The sequence below is a fragment of the Kitasatospora sp. NPDC028055 genome, from assembly GCF_040637885.1.
GTDB lineage: Bacteria > Actinomycetota > Actinomycetes > Streptomycetales > Streptomycetaceae > Kitasatospora.
Window position 1 is genome coordinate 32341 of the sequence record NZ_JBEZXE010000048.1, and the last position, 20890, is coordinate 53230.

Annotated in this window: 19 protein-coding genes and 1 riboswitch; of the genes, 13 read left to right on the top strand and 6 right to left on the bottom strand. The window is 74.5% G+C overall.

Features of this window, described 5'->3' with window-relative positions; translation table 11 throughout:
- Window positions 1-167: 167 nt before the first annotated feature.
- The 4 genes from AB0F71_RS32885 to purB all read left to right on the top strand — a co-directional run bounded on the left by AB0F71_RS32885 (window position 168) and on the right by purB (window position 3402).
- Window positions 168-923, top strand: a complete 756-nt coding sequence (locus AB0F71_RS32885; RefSeq protein WP_360242353.1) for a HipA family kinase — start codon at window positions 168-170, stop codon at window positions 921-923.
- Complete coding sequence (locus AB0F71_RS32890) at window positions 920-1336, top strand: DUF3037 domain-containing protein (RefSeq protein ID WP_360242356.1); 417 nt, start codon at window positions 920-922, stop codon at window positions 1334-1336. The genes AB0F71_RS32885 and AB0F71_RS32890 overlap by 4 nt, the downstream gene beginning before the upstream one ends.
- A gap of 107 nt (window positions 1337-1443) precedes the next feature.
- Complete coding sequence (locus AB0F71_RS32895) at window positions 1444-1899, top strand: MarR family transcriptional regulator (protein ID WP_360242359.1); 456 nt, start codon at window positions 1444-1446, stop codon at window positions 1897-1899.
- A gap of 72 nt (window positions 1900-1971) precedes the next feature.
- Window positions 1972-3402 carry an adenylosuccinate lyase gene (purB, locus tag AB0F71_RS32900; protein ID WP_360242361.1) on the top strand — a complete coding sequence of 477 codons (1431 nt, stop codon included), beginning with the start codon at window positions 1972-1974 and terminating at the stop codon, window positions 3400-3402.
- Window positions 3403-3425: 23 nt separating this feature from the next.
- On the opposite strand, the gene AB0F71_RS32905 is transcribed toward purB, so the two are convergent.
- Complete coding sequence (locus tag AB0F71_RS32905) at window positions 3426-4967, bottom strand: MFS transporter (protein WP_360242364.1); 1542 nt, start codon at window positions 4965-4967, stop codon at window positions 3426-3428.
- A gap of 313 nt (window positions 4968-5280) precedes the next feature.
- Window positions 5281-5463: riboswitch (cyclic di-AMP (ydaO/yuaA leader) on the top strand.
- Between the two features lie 2 nt (window positions 5464-5465).
- On the opposite strand from AB0F71_RS32905, the gene AB0F71_RS32910 reads away from it, so the two are divergent.
- Window positions 5466-6431, top strand: coding sequence for a LysM peptidoglycan-binding domain-containing M23 family metallopeptidase (locus AB0F71_RS32910; protein ID WP_360242367.1), 966 nt, complete (start codon window positions 5466-5468; stop codon window positions 6429-6431).
- 256 nt (window positions 6432-6687) lie between these two features.
- Here the strand turns inward: AB0F71_RS32910 and AB0F71_RS32915 are convergent, their stop codons facing one another.
- The 4 genes from AB0F71_RS32915 to AB0F71_RS32930 all read right to left on the bottom strand — a co-directional run bounded on the left by AB0F71_RS32915 (window position 6688) and on the right by AB0F71_RS32930 (window position 9960).
- Window positions 6688-7413 carry a DUF2470 domain-containing protein gene (locus AB0F71_RS32915; protein ID WP_360242370.1) on the bottom strand — a complete coding sequence of 242 codons (726 nt, stop codon included), beginning with the start codon at window positions 7411-7413 and terminating at the stop codon, window positions 6688-6690.
- A gap of 159 nt (window positions 7414-7572) precedes the next feature.
- Entirely contained in the window at window positions 7573-7983 is a 411-nt protein-coding gene (locus AB0F71_RS32920) for a RidA family protein (protein WP_360242373.1), read from the bottom strand.
- A 68-nt stretch (window positions 7984-8051) separates the two neighbouring features.
- Window positions 8052-8801, bottom strand: a complete 750-nt coding sequence (locus AB0F71_RS32925; RefSeq protein ID WP_360242376.1) for an IclR family transcriptional regulator — start codon at window positions 8799-8801, stop codon at window positions 8052-8054.
- A 37-nt stretch (window positions 8802-8838) separates the two neighbouring features.
- Window positions 8839-9960, bottom strand: a complete 1122-nt coding sequence (locus AB0F71_RS32930; RefSeq protein ID WP_360242379.1) for a sugar kinase — start codon at window positions 9958-9960, stop codon at window positions 8839-8841.
- Window positions 9961-10113: 153 nt separating this feature from the next.
- Here AB0F71_RS32930 and AB0F71_RS32935 point away from each other — a divergent pair, with 153 nt between their 5' ends.
- The 5 genes from AB0F71_RS32935 to AB0F71_RS32955 all read left to right on the top strand — a co-directional run bounded on the left by AB0F71_RS32935 (window position 10114) and on the right by AB0F71_RS32955 (window position 16869).
- Window positions 10114-11469, top strand: coding sequence for an alanine racemase (locus tag AB0F71_RS32935; RefSeq protein ID WP_360242382.1), 1356 nt, complete (start codon window positions 10114-10116; stop codon window positions 11467-11469).
- Entirely contained in the window at window positions 11469-13121 is a 1653-nt protein-coding gene (locus AB0F71_RS32940) for a D-aminoacylase (protein WP_360242385.1), read from the top strand. Before AB0F71_RS32935 ends, AB0F71_RS32940 begins: the two co-directional genes overlap by 1 nt.
- Window positions 13118-13768, top strand: a complete 651-nt coding sequence (locus tag AB0F71_RS32945; RefSeq protein WP_360242387.1) for a bifunctional 4-hydroxy-2-oxoglutarate aldolase/2-dehydro-3-deoxy-phosphogluconate aldolase — start codon at window positions 13118-13120, stop codon at window positions 13766-13768. The genes AB0F71_RS32940 and AB0F71_RS32945 overlap by 4 nt, the downstream gene beginning before the upstream one ends.
- 229 nt (window positions 13769-13997) lie before the next feature.
- Window positions 13998-15614 (top strand): alpha-amylase family glycosyl hydrolase, encoded by a 1617-nt coding sequence (locus tag AB0F71_RS32950; RefSeq protein ID WP_360242390.1) that lies wholly within the window; start codon window positions 13998-14000, stop codon window positions 15612-15614.
- A 190-nt stretch (window positions 15615-15804) separates the two neighbouring features.
- Window positions 15805-16869: a hypothetical protein gene (locus tag AB0F71_RS32955; protein WP_360242393.1), complete on the top strand. Its 1065-nt coding sequence runs from the start codon at window positions 15805-15807 to the stop codon at window positions 16867-16869.
- 100 nt (window positions 16870-16969) lie between these two features.
- On the opposite strand, the gene AB0F71_RS32960 is transcribed toward AB0F71_RS32955, so the two are convergent.
- Entirely contained in the window at window positions 16970-17770 is an 801-nt protein-coding gene (locus AB0F71_RS32960) for a (2Fe-2S)-binding protein (RefSeq protein ID WP_360242396.1), read from the bottom strand.
- 394 nt (window positions 17771-18164) lie between these two features.
- Between AB0F71_RS32960 and AB0F71_RS32965 the strand changes: the two genes are divergently transcribed.
- From AB0F71_RS32965 to AB0F71_RS32975, 3 genes are all read left to right on the top strand, one after another.
- Entirely contained in the window at window positions 18165-19349 is a 1185-nt protein-coding gene (locus AB0F71_RS32965) for an ATP-binding protein (RefSeq protein ID WP_360242399.1), read from the top strand.
- A 115-nt stretch (window positions 19350-19464) separates the two neighbouring features.
- Window positions 19465-19956 (top strand): hypothetical protein, encoded by a 492-nt coding sequence (locus AB0F71_RS32970; protein WP_360242402.1) that lies wholly within the window; start codon window positions 19465-19467, stop codon window positions 19954-19956.
- A gap of 232 nt (window positions 19957-20188) precedes the next feature.
- Window positions 20189-20866 (top strand): response regulator transcription factor, encoded by a 678-nt coding sequence (locus AB0F71_RS32975; RefSeq protein WP_360242405.1) that lies wholly within the window; start codon window positions 20189-20191, stop codon window positions 20864-20866.
- The last annotated feature ends 24 nt before the right edge of the window (window positions 20867-20890 follow it).

Here is a 20890-nt window from a genome sequence, read left to right on the forward strand (position 1 = left end):
CCCCATTACTGTCCGCCACACTCGCACGGAGCAGCGGGGGCTGCCACCGGGGTGGGGCGGAGGGGGGAGGAGGGGCGGATGGGGGTTCAGGTCGGGGGCCGGGGCGGGGCGGGAGGCGCGGACCGGTGCGTACGGGGGCGGGGCGGGGCACCGATAGGCTGTCGGTCGTGCTCCCCGAGGTGACGGCGATCCGGTACGTGACGCCACTGCGAGAAGGCGGCTCGATGCCGGGCCTGGTCGAGGCCGACGACCGGCGGCTGTACGCGCTGAAATGGGTCGGCGCCGCGCAGGGCCGGAAGGCGCTGGTCGCGGAGGTGCTGGCCGGCGAGCTGGGGCGGCGGCTGGGCCTGCCGGTACCGGAGCTGGTGACCGTCGACCTGGACCCGGTGCTCGCGCGCAGCGAGCCGGACCACCAGATCCAGGACCAGATGCGGGCCAGCGGCGGGACCAACCTCGGGATGGCCTTCGTCAGCGGGGCACTGAACTTCGACCCGCTCTGCTTCGAGGTGGACCCCGAACTGGCCGGGCAGGTGCTCTGGTTCGACGCGCTGATCGGCAACGTCGACCGGTCCTGGCGCAACCCCAACCTGCTGGTGGCGACCGGCGGGCTGCGCCTGATCGACCACGGCGCGAGCCTGATCTTCCACCACAACTGGGCCGGTGCCGCGGGCTGGGCGCGCCGCCCGTACGACGCCTCCGACCATGCGCTGCTGCGCGCCCGGCCGGACCTGGCGGCGGCGGACAAGGCGCTCGCGCCGATCGCGGAGGAGGCCGTCGAGGCGGCGGTGGCGCGGATTCCCGAGGTGTGGCTGGTGGACGAGTTCGGTTTCGACTCGCCCGAGGACGTGCGCGCCGCGTACCGCGCCCAGCTGACCGCGCGACTGGCCGGTCCGCGGGACTGGCTGCCGGAGGTGTCCGCATGACCGAGCCGCTGCCGGCCGCGCTGCCGGCCGTCGTGGAGCTGCACGACTACGAGTACGCCGTGATCAGGGCGGTGCCGCGGGTCGAGCGGGGTGAGTGCGTGAACGTCGGGGTGCTGCTGTACTGCCGGAAGAGTGCCCACCTGGGCGCGCGGACCCACCTGGACCAGGCCCGGCTGCTGGCGCTGGACCCGGTCGCGGACGTCCAGGGGGTGCGCCGGGCGTTGCAGGGGATCGAGGCGGTCTGCCTGGGCGGGCCGCAGGCCGGTCCGGCGGCCGCGGACAGCCCCGGGCAGCGGTTCCGCTGGCTGACGGCGCCGCGCAGCGCCGTCGTCCAGCCGGGGCCGGTGCACACCGGGCTGACCGCGGACCCGGAGGCCGAGCTGCGGCGGCTGTTCGACCAGCTGGTGCTCTGACCCCGCCGCTGCGCCCCGGCCCCGAACGGGTGGCTGTGAGGTGGCTCGCCGACGGTTGCCGTGGTCAAAGCTTGAGTTACTGAAGCACTCGGCCGTACGCTGGCCCCATGGGTTCGATCTCGACGACGACCGTACCGACCAACGCCGAGCTGATGGAGGCGTTGGCCGCCGTCGGTGCCGCGTACTTCCAGGACTTCGCGGCGGCCGCGGCCCGGCACGGGCTGTCCTCCTCCCAGGCCAAGGCGCTGGGCTCGGTGCAGGAGCCGGTGCCGATGCGCGCGCTGGCCGGGCGACTGGGCTGCGACGCGTCGAACGTGACCGGGATCGTGGACCGGCTGGAGACGCTGGGCCTGGCCAACCGGGAGGCGGCCGCCGGTGACCGCCGGGTGAAGATCGTGGTGATCACGGCCGAGGGCCGGGAGATCCTCAACCGGATCCGCGGCGAGATGGCCCGCACCCACCAGGCCTTCGAGGCGATGACCGACGAGCAGCGGATCGCCCTGCACTCGATCTGCCGGCAGGTCCTGCCGGTGCTGGCCGGCCGGACGGTTGCGCCGCAGTAGCGCCAAGGCTCTACGGGCGTAGCGCGTTGGCGGCTGCAGGGGGCGTGACCTCGGCTGTTAGGCTTGCGAAGCGTGAGCGCGAAGCCCCAGATCCCCAATGTCCTGGCCTCCCGGTACGCCTCGGCGACCCTGGCCCAGCTGTGGTCCCCCGAGCACAAGGTGGTCCTCGAGCGCCACCTGTGGCTCGCCGTCCTGAAGGCCCAGCAGGACCTCGGTGTCGAGGTGCCCGCGAATGCCGTCGCCGACTACGAGCGGGTGATCGACCAGGTCGACCTCGGCTCGATCGCCGCCCGTGAGCGGGTCACCCGCCACGACGTGAAGGCCCGGATCGAGGAGTTCAGCGAGCTCGCCGGCCACGAGCAGATCCACAAGGGCATGACGTCCCGGGACCTGACCGAGAACGTCGAGCAGCTCCAGATCCGCCAGTCCCTGGAGCACGTCCGGGACCGCACGGTCGCCGTCCTGGTGCGCCTGGCCAAGCTGTCCGCCCAGCACTCCGAGCTGGTCATGGCCGGCCGCTCGCACAACGTGGCCGCGCAGGCCACCACCCTGGGCAAGCGCTTCGCGTCGATCACCGACGAGCTGCTGGTCGCCTTCCGCCGCCTGGAGGAGCTGATCGCCCGCTACCCGCTGCGCGGGATCAAGGGCCCGGTCGGCACCGCCCAGGACATGCTGGACCTGCTCGGCGGCGACACCCAGAAGCTGGCCGAGCTGGAGCGCCGGGTCGCCGGCCACCTCGGCTTCGACCATGTGCTGACCAGCGTCGGCCAGGTCTACCCGCGCTCGCTGGACTTCGAGGTGCTCACCGCCCTCGTCCAGCTGGCCGCCGCGCCGTCCAGCCTGGCCAAGACCATCCGCCTGATGGCCGGCCACGAGCTGGTCACGGAGGGCTTCAAGGAGGGCCAGGTCGGCTCCTCCGCGATGCCGCACAAGATGAACACCCGCTCCTGCGAGCGCGTCAACGGCCTGGCCGTCATCCTGCGCGGCTACGCGTCGATGACCGGCGAGCTGGCCGGTGACCAGTGGAACGAGGGCGACGTCTCCTGCTCCGTGGTGCGCCGGGTCGCGCTGCCGGACGCCTTCTTCGCCTTCGACGGCCTGCTGGAGACCTTCCTCACCGTCCTGGACGAGTTCGGCGCCTTCCCGGCCGTGATCGAGGCCGAGCTGGACCGCTACCTGCCGTTCCTGGCCACCACCAAGGTGCTGATGGGCGCGGTGCGCGCGGGCGTCGGCCGGGAGACCGGCCACGAGGTCATCAAGGAGCACGCCGTCGCCTCGGCGCTGGCGATGCGCGCCGGCGCCCGGGAGAACGAGCTGCTGGACCGCCTCGCCGCCGACGAGCGGATCCCGCTGGACCGGGCCGCGCTGGACGCGCTGCTCGCCGACCGGCTGTCCTTCACCGGTGCGGCCGGGGCGCAGGTCGCCGAGGTCGTCCGCCAGGTGGAGGCCGTCGCGGCGGCCTACCCGGAGGCGGCCAAGTACGCTCCGGGTGACATCCTCTGACACTCCGTTGAACTGACCTGGCGTCAGTTCTCCGACGAGGGCCCTGCCGCCGTTCCGGTGGCGGGGCCCTCGTGCGTCCGGGGGCGGCCCGGGTCGAGCGGCGGGGTGGTGGTGGCGCAGGGCCAGTCGCAGTTCGGCTCGGCCACCGGGCGCTCCTCCTCCGGCGCCAGCACGTTGCCCCGGACGGTGGCGAAGGCGATCAGCCCGCCGGCGGCCAGCAGGCCCGCGCAGATCAGCATCGCGGTGTGGAAGGCGGAGTCCACCGCGGACGGCACCCGGTAGGCGTCGCCGCTCAGTCCGGCCAGGGCCGGCAGGGCGGCCACCGCGAGCAGGCCGGCCGCGCGGGCGGCGGCGTTGTTGACGCCGCTGGCGATGCCCGCGTGCCGCACCTCGACGGCGGCCAGCACGGTGGCGGTCAGTGGTGCGACCAGCAGCGTCATCCCGGAGCCCATCACCGCGACCGCGGGCAGTACGTCCGCCCAGTAGGAGGAGCCGGGGCCGGTGCGCAGCATCAGCAGGACCCCGGCGGCGCACAGCAGCGGGCCGACGGTGAGCGGGACGCGCGGGCCGATCCGCTTGCCGAGCCGCCCGGCGCGCGCGGACAGGGTCAGCATCAGCAGCGTGATCGGCACCAGGGCGAAGCCGGAGACCAGCGGGGAGAAGCCCGAGACGATCTGCAACTGCACCACCAGGAGGAAGAACACCCCGCTGAACGCCGCGTAGACGCAGAGGGTGACCAGGTTCACGGCGGTGAACAGCCGGGAGGAGAACAGTCCGAGCGGCAGCATCGGGTCGGGTGCGCGCCGCTCGACGGCCACGAAGGCGGCGGCCAGCAGCAGCCCGAGCGCACCGGTGACCCAGACGGCGGGGGACAGTCCCTCCCCGGCGGCGGTGAGCGCGTAGGTGACGGCGCCGAGCGCGAGGGCGGCGAGCAGGGCGCCGGGTACGTCGAAGCGGCCGGTGGCGGACTCGTCCCGGCTCTCCGGGACGTAACGGGAGGTCACCGCGATCACGGCGGCGGCCAGCGGCAGGTTCAGCAGGAAGATCCAGCGCCAGCCGGGGCCGTCCACCAGCCAGCCGCCGAGGAAGGGGCCGACGGCCGCCGACACCCCGCCCAGGCCGGACCAGAGGCCGACCGCCGCCGAGCGGTCGTCCGGGTGGAAGACCGCCTGGAGCATGGCGAGCGAGCCCGGGGTGAGCAGCGCCCCGCCGATGCCCTGGACGGCGCGGGCGGCGATCAGCACGTGGATGGTCGGGGCCGCGGCGCAGGCCGCGGAGGCGACGGCGAACCAGACCACGCCGATCAGGAAGACCCGGCGCCGTCCGTAGCGGTCGCCGAGGGCGCCGCCGAGCAGGATCAGACCGGCCAGGGTGAGCAGATAGGCGTTCAGGGTCCATTGCAGGGAGGCGAGGGAGGCGCCGAGGTCGGCGCCGATCCGCGGCAGGGCGACGTTGACGACGGTGCCGTCGAGCATCGCCATGCTGGAGCCGAGCACGGTCGCGAGGAGTACCCAGCGGCCCTGCGCGGTGCCCAGGCGCAGAGTGCCGGCTTGAGAGGTGGCCACGGGCCGAATCCTGCGCCCGCCGGGGCGCACGTGACAAGGGTCACCGGGTGGTGTGTCGGTCGGTGGCGGTGCGTGAACGGACGGTCGCACGGGGGTGGTGCCCGCGGCGCAGGGTGGTGGATCAGTGGCGCCGGGTGAATGGATCGTGCACTGATCGTGCAGGGGATCATCCGGAGGGTGACGGCGGCGGTGCAGTTTGTTGCCGATTCAAGAGATCGACATTGCTTCACCCGAACGGATGAGTTTTAGTTCAGCGACCGCCCGGCCAGTCCGGACGGATCCACCGGGTGGAACGCCGAGTCCTGCCGCTGCCCGGTGGCTCGCACCGAACTCTGTACGGCAGGAGCGGGGGACCCACAGGTAAGTCGCCGGACCGGAGTTCGCGCCTTTTCGGGCGCGGACCACCAGGGCCGGCTTGGGGTGAAGCCGCGCATGCGGCCGGGCAACTCCAGCCCGAACCCGACAGCTCACCTCGCAGGCGTCGGAGAGGAAAATTCCATGCCTGCACAGGCTCGTCGTATCGCCCTGCCCCGTGCCGCCCGCATCGGCATCGCCACCGCCGTCACCGGCGCCTCGTTCGTCCTGCCGCTCGTGACCGCGATCAGCGCCCAGGCGCACACCTCCCCGGCGGCCACCACCGCTCCGGCCGCCTCCGAGGCCGCCGCTCCGGCTGCCGCCCCGGCCGCCCAGCAGAGCTACCGCGTCGTCAGCGGTGACTCCCTGTCGAAGATCGCCGACGTCAAGCACGTCGAGGGCGGCTGGCAGGCGCTGTACGAGCAGAACCGCTCGGTGGTCGGTGCCAACCCGAACCTGATCTTCCCCGGTCAGCAGCTGACCCTCGCCGGTCACGCCGCTGACGCCGCGAAGCCCGCTGCCCCGGCCAAGCCCGCCGCTCCGGCGAAGCCCGCCGCTCCGGCCGGCCAGGACACCTCCGCCGCCGCGGACACCCAGGTGCAGGTCCGGACCGAGGCCGCCAAGCCCGGCGCCCAGCTGCAGACCCAGGTTCAGACCGCCGCCCCGGCCCAGGCCGTCACCGCCGCCCCGGTCGCCGCCACCTCGGGCTACGTCGCCCCGCTCGCCAACCCGGTGCTGGGTGAGGCCTACGGCGTGGCCGGCTCGATGTGGGCCTCCGGCCACCACACCGGCCAGGACTTCGTCGCCGCCACCGGCACCCCGCTGCGCGCCGTCGCCAACGGTGTCGTGGTGAAGGCCGGCAACGGCGGCGCCTACGGCAACGAGGTCGAGATCAAGCTCGCCGACGGCAAGTACGCCCAGTACGCGCACCTGTCCTCGATCGGCGTGAGCATCGGTCAGACCGTCACCGTCGGCCAGCAGCTCGGCCTCTCCGGTGCGACCGGCAACGTGACCGGCCCGCACCTGCACTTCGAGATCCGTACCGGTCCGGAGTACGGCTCGGACATCGACCCGGTCGCCTACCTGCGGGCGCACGGCGTCGCGCTCTGACCCTGCTGGTCCTTCCGCAGGAACGTGTGAACCACCGCTGATGCGGGGCGAATCGACCGCCCGGGATGGTCATGTCGGGTGACCGCTCGACCGGGTGATCGCCGCACCAGTGGACCTGGGCGCGGGACACGCCCAAGGCCGGCCGGCCGTACGGGGATACCTCTCGTACGGCCGGGCCGGCCGCTGCCGTTTCCCGGCTCGGGGAGCGGGTTGGGGTGGGCGGGGGTCAGTTCCGGCGGGCCGGGGTGGGCGGGGGTCAGTTCCGGCGGGCCGGGAGGTCGTGTTCGGCGGCGGTCAGCAGGTCGTGCATCCGATGGCCGAAGTCCTCGGTGTCGCGGGCGGGTTCGGGGAAGACCAGGCGGACGTCGCGGTGGCCGTGCGAGTGGTCCAGACGCAGCACCAGGCCGTGGCGGTCCAGGGCGAGCGGGCGGACGTCCGGGCCGTGGGTGAGCAGCGCCGGGTCGAGCAGCCGGGTGAGCAGGTCGAGGGCGTCGGCGTGGTCGTCGGCCAGGTGGGTGAGCAGGGCGGCCTCGTGCCGGGCCAGCGGGTCCGGGGCGGCGAGGGCGAGGTCGGCGGCGGTGAGCGCGCCGGTGCCGTACGGGGTGGCGAGGACGGCGTGGGCGACGTCGACCCGCAGGTGGACGCTGAGGCCGTCGTCGGCGAGGTGGGCCAGGTGCAGCCGGCCGGCCAGGGTGAGCCGGGCGCGGATGCGGTCGCGGACCGCCACGGGGGAGACGTCGGTGACGTCGAGCACGACGGCCAGGCCGTCGGTGGCGGTGGCGCTGGCGAGGGCCGCGACGAGCGGGGCGTCCAGCGGGGCGCGCAGGCGCAGTCGGGAGCCGTGGACGGAGACCGGGGTGTCCAGGTCGTGGCGCTCGCCGAGGGCGCGGACGGTGAGCGAGGAGGTCGCGCTGAGCAGGCTGCGGACCCGTTCGGCGGTGGTGGGCTCGGGCACCTCGGCGTCGCCGGCGGTGAGGCTCATGGACGGACCTCCTGTTTGTTAGGTGAGCCTAACCTAATCTCCCTCTGGAGGTGTGACAAGTGGGCGCGTGGGGACGTGGAGGTGTGAAGGGGGGCGGAGATGCGGCGAGGGTCCGGACGCGTGGTGGCGTCCGGATCCCCGGGGCGTCGTGGTGGCGGGTCAGGCGATGACGGCCTGGGCGTCGATCTCCACCAGCATCGGCTCCTGCGGCAGTTCGACGAAGATCGTGGTGCGGCACGGCTTCACCCCGCCGGGCTTGACGTTCTCCTCGATGAACTCGGCGTAGACCTCGTTCATCAGCGGGAAGTCGGCGCGCTTGGTGAGGTAGACGCGGAACATCACCACGTCCTCGATGGTGGCGCCGCCGGCCTCGACGATGGCCTTGACGTTCTCCAGGGTGCGGCGGGTCTGCGCCTTCACATCGCCGTGGTGGAGGTACTCGCCGGTCGCCGGATCCTGCGGGCCCTGGCCGGAGACCTGGAGGATCGGGCCCTTGCGGACGCCCTGGGAGAACATCCAGGCGGGGGCCGGGGCGCCGTCGGTGCGGATCTCGATCTTGTCGGAGGACATCGGGGTCGGGGCTCCTTGCGGTGGTGAAGGTTAGCTGACGGTTCGTCAATTGTGGTTGGGGCGGTTCGTCAATTGTGGTCGGGGCAGCCGCAGTCGGCCGACACGGCCCGGGCCGTCGCGAGCAGCTGCGGGAGCAGGTCCAGCACCTGCTCGTACGGGAGGACGACGTCCGGGACGGAGATGGAGGCGGCGGCGACCACCCGGCCGCTGGCGTCCCGGATCGGGGCGGCGACGCAGTTGATGAAGGCCTCGTGCTCGGCGTGGTCCTGCGCCCAGCCCTGGGCGGCGACCTTCTCCAGCTCGGCGAGCAGCGCCTCGGGCGTGGTGAGGGTGCGTTCGGTGTGCGGGGTGAAGTCGATCCCGGCCACCACCCGGCGGCGTACGGGCAGCGGGAGGTCGGCCAGCAGGACCTTGGAGACGGCGGCGCTGTGCAGGGCGGCGCGCAGGCCGATCCGGGAGTACATCCTGACCGGGTGCCGGGAGTCGAACTTGTCGATGTAGACCACCTCGCCGCCCTCGTAGGCGGCCAGGTGCACGGTCTGGCCGGTGGCGGAGTTCAGCTCGGCGAGGTGCGGGGCGGCGATCCGGCGGACGCCGCGCTGCTCCAGGGCGAGGCCGGACAGGGCGAACAGGCCGGCGCCGAGGTGGTAGCGGTAGGCCGCGTCGCGGTAGACGAACCGTTCCTCCTCCAGGCTCTGGAGCAGTCGGAGCACGGTGGTCTTGTGCACGCCGAGGACCTCGGCCAACTGGTCGAGGGAGCGTTCGCCCTCGCCGAGTTCGGCGAGGATGCGCAGGGCGCGGGTGACGGTCTGACTCATCGGGCTCGTGCTCCGGTCGGGTGGCGGGGGTCGGTGCTCATTGTGCCGGGGCCCGGTCGGCGCGCGTCCCGGCCCTCCGAAGCCAGCGGCGGGCGGCGGGCAGGGCCGGGGAGTCGATGTCCTCGGCGCTGACCCGGGTGGCGGCCCAGTCGGCGGGGGAGGCGTCGAGCAGCGCGGTCAGCACCGGGGCGGGCGGCAGCTCGGCCTGGTCGCCGTGCGCGGTCAGCGCGCAGGCCGCGCTCAGGTGGCCCAGCCGCAGCCGGCGGCGCTGGTCCAGGGCGCGGAGGGTGCCGGCCAGGTAGCCGGCCGCGAAGGCGTCGCCCGCGCCGGTCGCCTCCACCACCTCGACGGTCAGGGCCGGTTCGGCGACGGCGGTGCCGTCCCGCTCCAGGGCGGTGACCAGCCGGGCGGCGTCCTTGACCACCACGGTGGCGGGCGAGGGGAAGCGGCGGCGCAGCGCGGCGGGCTCGTCGGTGCCGAAGGCGGCCTGGGCCTCGTCGGCGCCGAGCAGCAGCAGGTCGGCGGCGTCCAGCAGCGGCGGCAGCACGGCCGGGTCGCGGTCCCGCCAGAGCGCGGGGCGCCAGTTGAGGTCGAAGCTGACCAGCCGCCCGGGGCGGCGGTCAGCGAGCAGGGCGCGCAGCAGGGCGAGGCAGTCGTCGGAGAGCGCGGCGGTGATGCCGGACAGGTGCAGCAGGCGGGCGCCGGTCAGCAGGCCGGCGGCGGCCGGGTCGGTGAGCAGTGCGGGGGAGAGGGCGGCGGCCGCGGAGCCGCGCCGGTGGTAGTGCAGCCGGCTGCGGCCGGGGCCGAGGTCGTGCCGGTGGCCGGTGGTGCCGCCGACCTCCTTGAGGTAGAGGCCGGTCGGGCGGTGCGGGTCGACGGCGACGCCGGAGACGTCCACGCCGCGGGCGGCGAGCTCGGCGAGCAGGCGGCGGCCGAAGCCGTCGTCGCCGACCCGGCTGATCCAGGCGGTCGGCACGCCGAGCGCGGCCAGGGCCCCGGCCACGTTGGACTCGGCGCCGCCGACGGACAGCCGGAAGGTGTCCACGGACTCCAGCGGGCCGGGGCGGTCGGGCAGGAGCACGGCCATCGACTCGCCCACGCACACGGCCGTCGGGGGAGGGCCGGGGCAGTCGGGCCCCGGGTGGTCCTGTGGCGGCATCTGCTGGGCTCCTCGTCTGCGGCGGCGGTGTGTCGACCTTGGACGGTGGGGTTCGACTCCGTTGACCGTGATCCGGCGCCGATGCTAGAACCGTGGTGCCAGCATGTGCAACCCTCGTTGCACATGTTGCAACATGGCGGATGGAGGAAGACGGTGGAGCAGACCTTCGCGGGCAGTGGCACCTCCGCGAGCAGGGGCACCTTCGCGAGCAGCGGCACCTTTGCGAGCGGCGCGGACGGGCCCGGCATCGCCGAGGGGGCGGTCGCGGCGCTGGCCGACGAGACCCTCGACTGGCGGTTCAAGGCCGCCCCACCGGCGAGTTGGGGCCGGACCGTCCGAGACTGGCTCGCCACCGGACCGACCCTGTCCTCCCTCGGCACCCCGCTGCTCACCCTCGACGGAGCCGCGCTCGACCACAACGTCCGTACCATGGCCGACTGGTGCGCCAAGGCCGGCGTCGTGCTCGCCCCGCACGGCAAGACCACCATGGCGCCCGCGCTCTGGCAGGCCCAACTCGCCGCCGGCAGCCACGGGATCACCCTCGCCAACCTGCCCCAGGTGCGGGTCGCCCGCGCCTTCGGCGTCCAGCGGATCCTGCTCGCCAACACCCTGCTCGACCCGGCCGGACTCGCCTGGCTCGCCGCCGAACTGACCGCCGACCCGGGCTTCGGCTTCCTCTGCTGGACCGACTCCACCGAGGGCGTACGGCTGATGGACGAGGCGCTGCGCGCCGGCGGGGCCGAGCGGCCGGTCGAGGTGCTGGTCGAACTCGGCGGCCCGGGCGGGCGGACCGGCGTGCGCGGCGTGGACGCCGCCGTCGAGGTGGCCGCCGCCGTGCTGCGCGCCCCCACCCTGCGGCTGGCCGGCGTCGGCGGGTATGAGGGCGCCCTCGCGCACGACGCCACCGCCGAGGGACTGGCTGCCGTCCGCGGCTACCTGAAAGCGCTCGGCGAGCTGCACGGCCGGCTCGCCGGGGCCTACCCGGACGGCGCGCCACCGGTGGTGTCGGCCGGTGGCAGCGCCTACTTCGACCTGGTGGTCGAGGAGTTGGCCGCCCTGCCGGAGGCACTGGTGGTGCTCCGCTCGGGCGCGTACATCGCCCACGACGACGGGTTCTACCGGGGCATCTCCCCGCTCGCCCGGGGCGGCGGGCCGATCCCGTTCCGCGGTGCGCTGCACGGCTGGGCCCGGGTGGCCTCCCGGCCCGAGCCGCAACTCGCGCTGCTGGACGCGGGCAAGCGCGACCTGCCCTTCGACGAGGGCCTGCCCGAGCCACAACTGGTGCGCGGCGGAGTGGCGTTGACCGGTACGGCGGCCCGGATCACCGCGCTCAACGACCAGCACGCCTTCCTCCGCGACGCGGGCGACCTCGCACCGATCGGCGCGGTGCTGCGGCTCGGCGTCTCCCACCCGTGCACGGCCTTCGACAAGTGGACCGCGATCCCGGTGCTGGACTCCGCGGACGCGGCCGAGCCGAAGGTCACCGGGTTGGTCAGGACGTTCTTCTGATGACGACGGGGGAGAGAGCGACCGTCTCCGCGGGCGTGACGGTCGTCAAGGGTGCGACCGTGTTCAAGGGGGCCACGGTCGTCGACGGGACGGGCGCCGACCGCTACCGGGCGGACGTGCGGATCGCCGACGGAGTGATCACCGAGATCGGTGCGGGCCCCGGTGGAGGCGCCGTGGTGGACGCCGACGGCCTGGTGCTCGCCCCCGGCTTCATCGACATGCACGCCCACTCCGACCTCGCCCTGTTGCTCGAACCCGAGCACCCGGCCAAGGTCACCCAGGGCGTCACCTGCGAGGTGCTCGGCCAGGACGGCCTATCCTACGCCCCGGTGGACGACACCACCCTGCCCGCGCTGCGCCGCCAACTGGCCGGCTGGAACGGCGATCCGGCGGGCTTCGACTGGGACTGGCGCGACGTCGGCGGGTACCTGGACCGGATCGACCGCACCCGGGTCGCCGTCAACGCCTGCTACCTGGTCCCGCACGGCGCGCTGCGGATGCTCGCCATGGGCTGGGACAACCGCCCGCCCACCCCGGCCGAACTCGACCGGATGCGCCAGGTGTTGGCGCAGGGCCTGCTGGACGGGGCGGTCGGCATGTCCAGCGGCCTCAGCTACACCCCCGGGATGTACGCCGACACCGCCGAGCTGGTCGCGCTGTGCACCGTGGTCGCGGCCTACGGCGGCTTCCACGCCCCGCACCAGCGCTCGTACGGGAAGGGCGCTTTGGCGGGCTACGCGGAGATGGTGGAGATCGCCCGGCGGTCCGGCTGCGCGCTGCACCTGACCCACGCCACGATGAACTTCGGCGTCAACCGGGGCCGGGCCGGCGAGTTCCTGGAACTGGTCGACCGGGCGCTCGCGGACGGCGTCGACCTCACCCTGGACAGCTACCCCTACCTGCCCGGTTCCACCACCCTGGCCGCCCTGCTGCCGAGTTGGGCGACCGAGGGCGGCCCCGGCGCCACCCTGGCCCGGCTCGCGGACCCGGCCGCGTGCGAGCGGATCCGGTACGCGATGGAGCGGACCGGCAGCGACGGCTGCCACGGCGTGGTCGCCGACTGGGCGACCGTCCAGATCTCCGGCGTCCGCGCGGCCGACCTCGCGCCGACCGTCGGCCGGACGGTCGCCGACCTGGCCGCCGAGCGGGGGGTCGGGGGGACGGAGGTCTTCCTCGACCTGCTGCGCCGCGACGAGTTGGCCACCACCGTCCTCCAGCACGTCGGGCACGAGGAGAACGTCCGGGCGGTGATGCGCCACCCCGCCCACACCGTGGGCAGCGACGGGCTGCTCGTCGGGGCCCGGCCGCACCCGCGCGCCTGGGGCACCTTCCCGCGCTACCTCGGCCACTACGGAAGGGAGTTGGGCGTGCTTACCCTGGAGCAGGCGATCACCCGGATGACCGGCCGGCCCGCCGCCCGGCTGGGGCTGGACCGGCGCGGCCGGATCGCCCCCGGGTACCACGCCGACCTGGTGCTGCTGGACCCCGAACGGGTCCGGGACACCGCCACCTTCGAGCAACCCCGGCTGCCCGCCGAGGGGATCGAGTACGTGTACGTCAACGGCACCGCCGTCGTCCGGCAGGGTCGCACCACCGGCGCCCGGCCCGGGCGCGCCCTGCGCCGCGCCGATCGAGGAACGGTGGCCCGATGAACGCCACGAACGCTGTGCACAGCACGAACGCACTCTCCGAGCTGCGGAACGACCCGGTGATCGCGGTGGTCCGCGCACCCCGGATCCCGGACGCCGCCGCACTGTGCGCCGCACTCGCCGAGGGCGGCATCAACTTCACCGAATTCACCTACACCACACCGAAGGTGACGGATCATCTGGAACGTGCCTCGGCGGCCGGGTGGCGGGTCGGCGTCGGCACGGTGCTGACCGCCGAGCAGGCCGGGCGGGGGATCGATGCCGGGGCCTCCTTCCTGGTCACCCCCGGCTGCCGGCCCGAGGTCGCCGAGGTCGGACGGGCGCGCGGGGTGCCGGTGGTGCTGGGGGCACTGACCCCCACCGAGGTGGCCCGGGCGGTCGACCTGGGGGCGGCCGCCGTCAAGATCTTCCCGGCCCGGTCGTTCGGCCCCGGCTACTTCAAGGACCTGCGCGGCCCGTACCCCGACGTGCCGTTGGTGGCCTCGGGCGGGGTGAACGCGGGCAACGCGGCCGAGTTCCTGGCCCAGGGGGCGCTCGCGGTCTGCGCGGGGACGGACGTGGTGCCCCCGGCGGTGGTGGAGGCGGGGGGCTGGGCGGAGATCACCAGGCGGGCCCGGGCGTTCACCCGGGCCTGCGCGGCGGGAACGTAGCGGCTCCTGCGGAGCGGGGTTCGCGCCGGGTCGGCCCGCGATCGGAGCGGGGGTCGCGCCGGCCCGGCCCGCCATCGGCCCGGCGGCGGTCCGGCGGCGGTTCGGTGAAGGTGCACGGCGGGCTGTCGGGACGGACGGGATCGGACGAGAATCGATGGCACCCGGATCACCCCGGGCCCCTCGGCCACCGGCCCGGGCGGCCCCCGGACCCGACAGGAGGACCCGCCCCATGACCTCGACCCGCCCCGGCCCCGACTGGTTGGCCGACGCCGTCCTCTACCAGATCTACCCGCAGTCCTTCGCGGACTCCGACGGCGACGGCATCGGCGACTTCGCCGGCATCACCGAGCACCTCGACCACCTCGCCTGGCTGGGCGTGGACACCGTCTGGCTCAACCCCTGCTTCGCCTCGCCGTTCCGCGACGCCGGGTACGACGTCACCGACTACCTCACCCCGGCCCCGCGTTACGGCCGCACCGAGGACCTGGTCGCGCTGGTCGAGGCCGCGCGCGGCAAGGGCATCCGGATCCTGCTGGACCTGGTCGCCGGGCACACCTCCGACCGCCACCCCTGGTTCCTGGCCTCCGCCGAGGACCCGGCCGACCAGCGCTACATCTGGTCCGACCGGCCGGTGGACGGCTTCGTCGCCTCGCCCGGGAGCCGGCCGGGCTGGTACCGGCCGAACTTCTTCGACTGTCAGCCGGCCCTCAACTTCGGTTACGCGCGCTCGAGTTCGTCGGAGCCGTGGCGGCAGCCGGTGGACGCCGAGGGCCCGCGCGCCAACCGGGCGGCCCTGCGCGACATCATGGCGCACTGGCTGGGCCTCGGCGTGGCCGGCTTCCGGGTGGACATGGCGTACTCGCTGGTCAAGGACGACCCGGGCCGGGTGGAGACCGCCAAGCTCTGGACCGAGCTGCGCGACTGGCTGGACCGCACCCACCCCGAGGCCGCGCTGTTCGCCGAGTGGGGCGAACCGGCCGCCGCCATCGCGGCCGGGTTCCACGCCGACTTCTTCCTGCACTTCGGCGGGGACGACCACGGCCTCCCGCTGCGCTCGCTGTGGAACAACGGCGGTGGGACGGTCGAGGAGTTCTGGCAGCAGGGCCCGTGCTACTTCGAGGCCGAGGGGCGCGGCACCCCGCGGACCTTCCTGGACGCCTGGCGCTCCGCCGCCGAACTCACCGAGGGCAACGGGCACATCGTGCTGCCCACCGCCAACCACGACTTCTCCCGGCTGGCCACCGCCCCGCGCTCCGGGGAGCAACTCGCCCCCGCCTTCGCCTTCCTGCTCACCTGGCCGACCCTGCCCGCCGTGTACTACGGCGACGAGATCGGCATGCGCTACCTGCCCGGACTGCCGGACATCGAGGGCAGCGCGCTCGGCCCGCGCTTCAACCGGGCGGGGTCGCGGACCCCGATGCAGTGGACGCCGGGCCCCTCGGCCGGGTTCTCGACGGCCGCGCCCGAGCGGTGCTACCTGCCGCCGGACCCGGACCCGCACCGCCCGGACGTGCTCTCCCAGCGCGCCGATCCGACCTCGCTGCTGCACACCGTCCGGCGCCTGATCGCGCTGCGCCGCGCCCACCCGGGGCTGGGCGCCTCCGGCGGGGTGGAGGTGCGGCAGGCCGGGTACCCGCTGGTGTACGTGCGGTCCGGGCGATACCTGGTGGCGGTGAACCCGCGCCGGGAACCGGGGACGGTCCGGGTGGCGGACCTCCCGGGCGGGGGTGCGGTGCGGCCGCTGGAGGTGCAGGGGGTGCGGGTCGTGGACGGCGAGCTGCGGGCCGAGGGGTTCTCGTACGGGGTGTTCGAGCTGGGTGAGCCGGGTCTGGTCGGGCCTGAGTAGGGCCTGAGCCAGGCCTGAGCCGGGCCTGGGTCGGGCCGCCGGGGCGTTCTTCGGCGGCCCGGCTTCCGGGCAGCTTTCGATCCGCGTCTGATAGTTGTAAGCTACATCCATAGATGGTTGCATTTGCCACCGGTATTGGTTGTATTTGCCATCGTCATCGAAGAGATCGCCGGAGGACGGTACGAACGCCATGAGCACACCCCAGACCCCCACCGCAGCGCCCACCCCGGGCCACTCGCTCAAGCACCTCGCCGTCCACCTGCTCACCCCACTGCTGATGTGCCTCGGCATGGCCCTCGCCTACCAGGGAGCCTTCCACCAGCCCGAGCCCCACCACCTCAAGGTCGCCGTGGTCGGCTCCGGCCCCCAGGCCAAGGGGCTGGCGCAGACCATCCAGGGCAAGGCCGGTGCCGCGCTGGACGTCCGGACCGTCGCCGACCGCCCCGCCGCCGAGCAGCTGCTGCGCGACCGCGACCTGGTCGGCGCCTTCGTCCCGGACGCCAGGACCCCCGAGCTGATCGTGGCCAAGGGCAACTCCGACACCTCGGTGGTGGCCGCCACGGCGGTGTTCACCAACGTCACGGACAAGCAGGGCGTCCCGCTGCACGTCACCGACCTGACCACCCCCGCCGAGGGCGACCCGACCGGTCAGGGCCTGTTCTTCCTGCTGGTCGCGCTGAGCATCGGCTCCTACGCCAGCGTCGCGGTGATCGGCGCGGCCGGCGCCGGGCTGCCGATGCGGATCCGGGCCCTGGTGGGCGTGGTCGTCTCGCTGGTGGTCAGCGTGATCGGGATCGCCACCGCCGGGCCGCTCTTCCACGTGGTCGATCACGACTACGCCGCCGTCTGGGCGCTCGGCTGGCTCTACTCCGCGGGCATCGTGCTGATCGGCATCGGCCTGCACAGCTTCCTGAAGAAGTGGACCACGCTGACCCTGATGGTGCTGTTCGTGATGCTCAACTTCACCTCCTCCGGCGGCATCTACCGGCCCGAACTGCAGAACGGGTTCTTCGGGGCCCTGCACGGCTTCTGGACCGGGGCCGGCTACCTGGAGGGCGCGCGCGACATCCTGTACTTCGACGGCGGTGCCGGCCTCGGCGGGCACGTGCTGACCCTGGTGGTCTGGCTGCTGCTGGGCGGGGTGGCCCTGGTCGCCGCGACGGCGTACGAGGGCCGGGGGCGCCGCGCGGTGGCGGCGCGGACCGAGGCCGAGGCGGAGGCCGAGGAGGAGATGGAGGAGGCGGTCGCGGTCTGAGGACCGTACGCCCGAAGGGACTTCACCCGGTGCGAGGGCATCGGAACCGGGTGGGGAACAAGCGGCCCGTACCCGGCTCTGGACAAGCCGGGTGCGGGCCTCAGGCGGTGCCGGGCGGCTCCCGGCGGGCCGGCGGCCGGGTGAAGCAGCAGTCCCCGCAGAGCCCGGCGCCCGGGCCGATCCGGTAGTAGAGGCAGCAGCTCGTCCGGCGGAACGCGGCCCCGCGCGGGCCGGTGCGCAGCGTGCCGGAGCCCGCCAGTGGCGGACGGTCCAGCAGCTGGGTGACCAACTCCCGTGCCGGGAGTGACTCTCGGGCGCTCAGTACCCGGAGCGTCCCGGCCAGCGCGGAGGCCGCGTTGCCGCGCAGCAGGCGTGCCGAGAGCGGCACGGCGGCCCGCACTGCTGCGGCCAGTGGCTCCAACTGCCCGATCAGGACGGAGCGGTGGAGCTGATCGACGAGTTCCCCGGGCTCCGGGCGGACCGGTTCCGACGGCGTCCAGAGGTCGATCGGTCCCTGGTCCGGGATCCGCACCCAGGCGCGCTCCAGGGTCGGGACCGTCCCCAGCAGGACGGCCGAGCCGATGCCCACCGACCAGAAGCGGGCGGCCAGGCCGAGGTGCAGGATCGAGGCGGCGACCCGGAGTTCGGCCGTGCCCAGGCGCTGGGCCACCACCTGGATCCGGGCGGCGAGCGGCGCGTCCGGGCCGGTGCCGTACAGCTCCGGCAGCGGGCGGAAGCCGGGTGGCGGGGGGCCGGCGGGGGCGGTGTCGAGGGCGAAGTACGGTCCGAGGGCGGCGAGTCGGGCGTAGTCGGGCTGCTGTCGTCCGGCCTGCGGCTGTTCGGCCGACGGCTGTTCGGCCCGCGGCTGTTGCGCCTGCGGCTGTTCGGACGCGGGGTTCAACGGCCCTCCCCGGTAAGGTCGTTGAACCCCGCGCCGGCTTCGGTCGGCCCGGGCGGGATCGGGCGGTCGGGGTGCATCTGGTCCTCCAGGGGGCCGAGGTTCGGGCGGCTGGTGACGCCCCGCCCCGGTCGGAGGCCGGAGGTCGGCGCCGGAGGCCCCGGTCGGGCGGTGGTCAGCCGGGCACGGCGGCCGCTGCGCCCGTCGTGCGGATGAACGCTACCGCGCCCTGGCGTTCGGAGATCCACGATGCTCGGCCCTCCGGTGCGGGGGTTGGTCCGACGGCATCCAGTCTGGCCCGGCCGGGCCGCCCGGACCTCCCGCTGCGGAGGGGAGTCGCCTCCTACGCGGGGAGGAGCGGGCCTCCCCCGGGAGAGCTGCCCGTAGGCTCGGCGGTGTGCGCACCGACCGTCAGTCCCGCCCCGCCCGGCGCCGCCATCGGCCCGCCGTCGCGGCCGCCCTGCTGCTGCTCGCGCCCGTCCTGCTCGCTCACCCGGGGGACCGTGCGGCGGCCCTGCTGCTCGCCCTGACGGCCGCGCTCGCCGCCGTGGTGGCGCTGCTGCCCTGGCCGCTCGGCAGGGTCACGCTCGCCGCCGCGGCGGCCGGCGCGGCCGGGGTCTCGCTGCTGGTGGACCTGGGCTACCCGGGGCCGTACCGGCTGCCCGTGTTCTGGCTGCCCCTCGAATGGCTCGCGCTGCTGGGCGTGTTGTACCGGGCCGTCCGCCGGCTGCCCGAGCGCTGGGCCGGGCCGGTCGGCGGGCTGGTCGGTCTCGCGGCCGTGGTGCTCCCGTTGCGCTCCGTGCTCCGGATGCCGCAGGGCGGCGCGGCCGGGCCGGTGAGCGGCGTGCTGTTCTCGCTGCTGCCGGTGCTCGGGGTGGCCGGGGCGGGCCTCTACCTGCGGGTGCTGGAGGTCCGCCGGGAGCGCGCCCTCGAGCGGGCGCGGCGCGAGCAGCGGCTGGACGTCGCCCGGGGGCTGCACGACTTCGTCGCCCACGAGATCACCGGCATCGTGCTGGAGGCCCAGGCCGGCCAACTCCCGGGCCAGGAGCCGGCGGAGACGGCCGTCCTGTTGCGCCGCCTGGAGGAGGCGGGGCTGCGGGCGCTCGACTCGATGGACGAGATGGTCGGTGCGCTGCGCGAAGGCCGGGCGACGGCCGGAACCACCCGCCGGGTCGGGCTGGCCGACCTGCCGGAGCTGGTGGAGCGCTTCGGTACGACGGGTGGCCCGCGCGCCACCGTGGAGCTCGCCCCGGAGGCCGTCGGACTGCTCGCCGCCGAGGCCGAGGCCACCGCGTACGCCGTGGTCCTGGAGGCCCTGACCAACGTCCGCCGACACGCCCCGCAGGCCACCGCGGTGACGGTCCGGGTGGCCGCCGAGCCGGACGGCCGGGCGGTACGGGTGACCGTCGGCGACACCGGCGGGCCGGCCGCCCGACGGCCCCGGCTGCGCCGCCGCCCCGGCGCGGGCGGTACCGGGCTGGTCGGCCTGGCGGCCCGCGCCGCCGCCCACGGCGGCACCCTGACCTCCGGCCCGTTCGGCCCGTCGGGCTGGCAGGTGTGCTGCACCCTGCCGGGGCGGTAGCGAGGGGCGCCCTCGGGCTTTCCGGGGGACGGTCGGGGCGCTATGTTGAACACGTTCAAATCGTTCTCGGGACCGTTCTCGAGACCGTTCTCAGGGTCGTTCTCAGGGGGTAGGGATGAGCAAGTTACTGCCGGCGCAGCCCGGTTTCGCGGTCGGGGCCGCGTTCGCCGACCGGTCGGGGGAGCCGCGTACCGGCCCCGTCCGCGGCCGGGTCAGACCGAGCGGGCGGATCCTCGTCGCCCTGGCCGGTGTCGCCTGGGTGCCGTATGCCGTCGCGGGCCTGTCGTCGAGGCCCGACAGTGCGTGGTTCTGGGGCCTGTACGTCGGATTCCTCACGATGACCGTGCTGCCCCTGGCCGTACCGCGCGAGCCGAGCTTCCGGCGTGCCTGCCTCGCCGTCGGCTGGTTCCAGTTCGGCATCGAGGCCGTCTGCTCGGTGCCGTACGTGCTGCTCCCGCTGCCGGTGTTCGTCTTCGCCTTCCCGTCCGGCGTCATGCTGCTGCTCGCCGGCCGGCGCGACCGCGGCTCGGTGGGGACGGTCTTCGCCGCCCTGCTCGTGGCGGGCCCCATCGCGCTCCTCGCGCGCGGCGGGTGGACGCAGATCTAGGGCCCGGGCTCCCGCCGGCGGGGGCGGCCGCGACGCCGGAGAGGGAGACGGCTCCGCCGAGGCTCAGGCCGGTCGCCCCAGCCAGGAGCCCGCGCCGGGTGACGGAGGGGGTGACGGGCGGACGTCCGCTGGAAGCGCTCATGGCGGTCGGCTTCACCGGGCGGAGGTGAACCGCGCCGGACCGGCGGCGTGAGTTTTCCCGCGCGCAGGTCGGTGCGGGAGACTGCCCGGTGTGACGAGTGCGAACGGTGAGTACCCGCGGGTGATCCGGGTGTTGGTCGCGGACGACCAGGAGGCCGTCCGGCGGAGTGTGCGGCGGATCCTCGACGCCCAGCCGGACATCGAGGTGGTGGGCGAGGCCGTCGACGGGGTCGCCGCGCTGGAGCTGGCGGCCGAACTGCGGCCGGACGTCGCGCTGGTGGACATCCGGATGCCGCGGCTGGACGGGCTGGAGGTGACCAGGCGGCTGTCCGGCTCGGTGCGGGTGGTGGTGCTGACCACCTTCGACCTGGACGAGTACGTCTACCCGGCGCTGCGGCACGGCGCCTCCGGTTTCCTGTTGAAGCGCTCCGGCCCGGCCCTGCTGGCCGAGGCGGTGCGGGCGGCGGCGGACGGGGAGAGCCTGATCAGCCCGTCGGTCACGGTGCGGCTGCTCCAGCACGTGACGGCGCCGCGGCGGCCCGCGCGCCCGGCCGGGGCGGGGGTGGCGGTGCCGTTGACCGAGCGGGAGGTGGAGATCGCCGGTCACGTCGCGGCGGGCCGCACCAACGCCGACATCGCGGCCCAACTGTTCATCTCCGCGGGCACGGTGAAGACCCACGTGGCCAGCATCCAGCGCAAGCTGGGCGTGTCGAACCGGGTCGGGATCGCGGTGCACGCCTGGGAGGCGGGGTACCCGGTGCCGCGGTAGCGGACGGCAGGACGCGTCCACGGA

Coding starts and splice junctions, on each gene's coding strand:
- AB0F71_RS32890 (WP_360242356.1), top strand. CDS start 920: ATGACCGAGCCGCTGCCGGCCGCGCTGCCGGCCGTCGTGGAGCTGCAC.
- AB0F71_RS32895 (WP_360242359.1), top strand. CDS start 1,444: ATGGGTTCGATCTCGACGACGACCGTACCGACCAACGCCGAGCTGATG.
- AB0F71_RS32910 (WP_360242367.1), top strand. CDS start 5,466: ATGCCTGCACAGGCTCGTCGTATCGCCCTGCCCCGTGCCGCCCGCATC.
- AB0F71_RS32915 (WP_360242370.1), bottom strand. CDS start 7,413: ATGAGCCTCACCGCCGGCGACGCCGAGGTGCCCGAGCCCACCACCGCC.
- AB0F71_RS32920 (WP_360242373.1), bottom strand. CDS start 7,983: ATGTCCTCCGACAAGATCGAGATCCGCACCGACGGCGCCCCGGCCCCC.
- AB0F71_RS32925 (WP_360242376.1), bottom strand. CDS start 8,801: ATGAGTCAGACCGTCACCCGCGCCCTGCGCATCCTCGCCGAACTCGGC.
- AB0F71_RS32930 (WP_360242379.1), bottom strand. CDS start 9,960: ATGCCGCCACAGGACCACCCGGGGCCCGACTGCCCCGGCCCTCCCCCG.
- AB0F71_RS32940 (WP_360242385.1), top strand. CDS start 11,469: ATGACGACGGGGGAGAGAGCGACCGTCTCCGCGGGCGTGACGGTCGTC.
- AB0F71_RS32945 (WP_360242387.1), top strand. CDS start 13,118: ATGAACGCCACGAACGCTGTGCACAGCACGAACGCACTCTCCGAGCTG.
- AB0F71_RS32950 (WP_360242390.1), top strand. CDS start 13,998: ATGACCTCGACCCGCCCCGGCCCCGACTGGTTGGCCGACGCCGTCCTC.
- AB0F71_RS32955 (WP_360242393.1), top strand. CDS start 15,805: ATGAGCACACCCCAGACCCCCACCGCAGCGCCCACCCCGGGCCACTCG.
- AB0F71_RS32970 (WP_360242402.1), top strand. CDS start 19,465: ATGAGCAAGTTACTGCCGGCGCAGCCCGGTTTCGCGGTCGGGGCCGCG.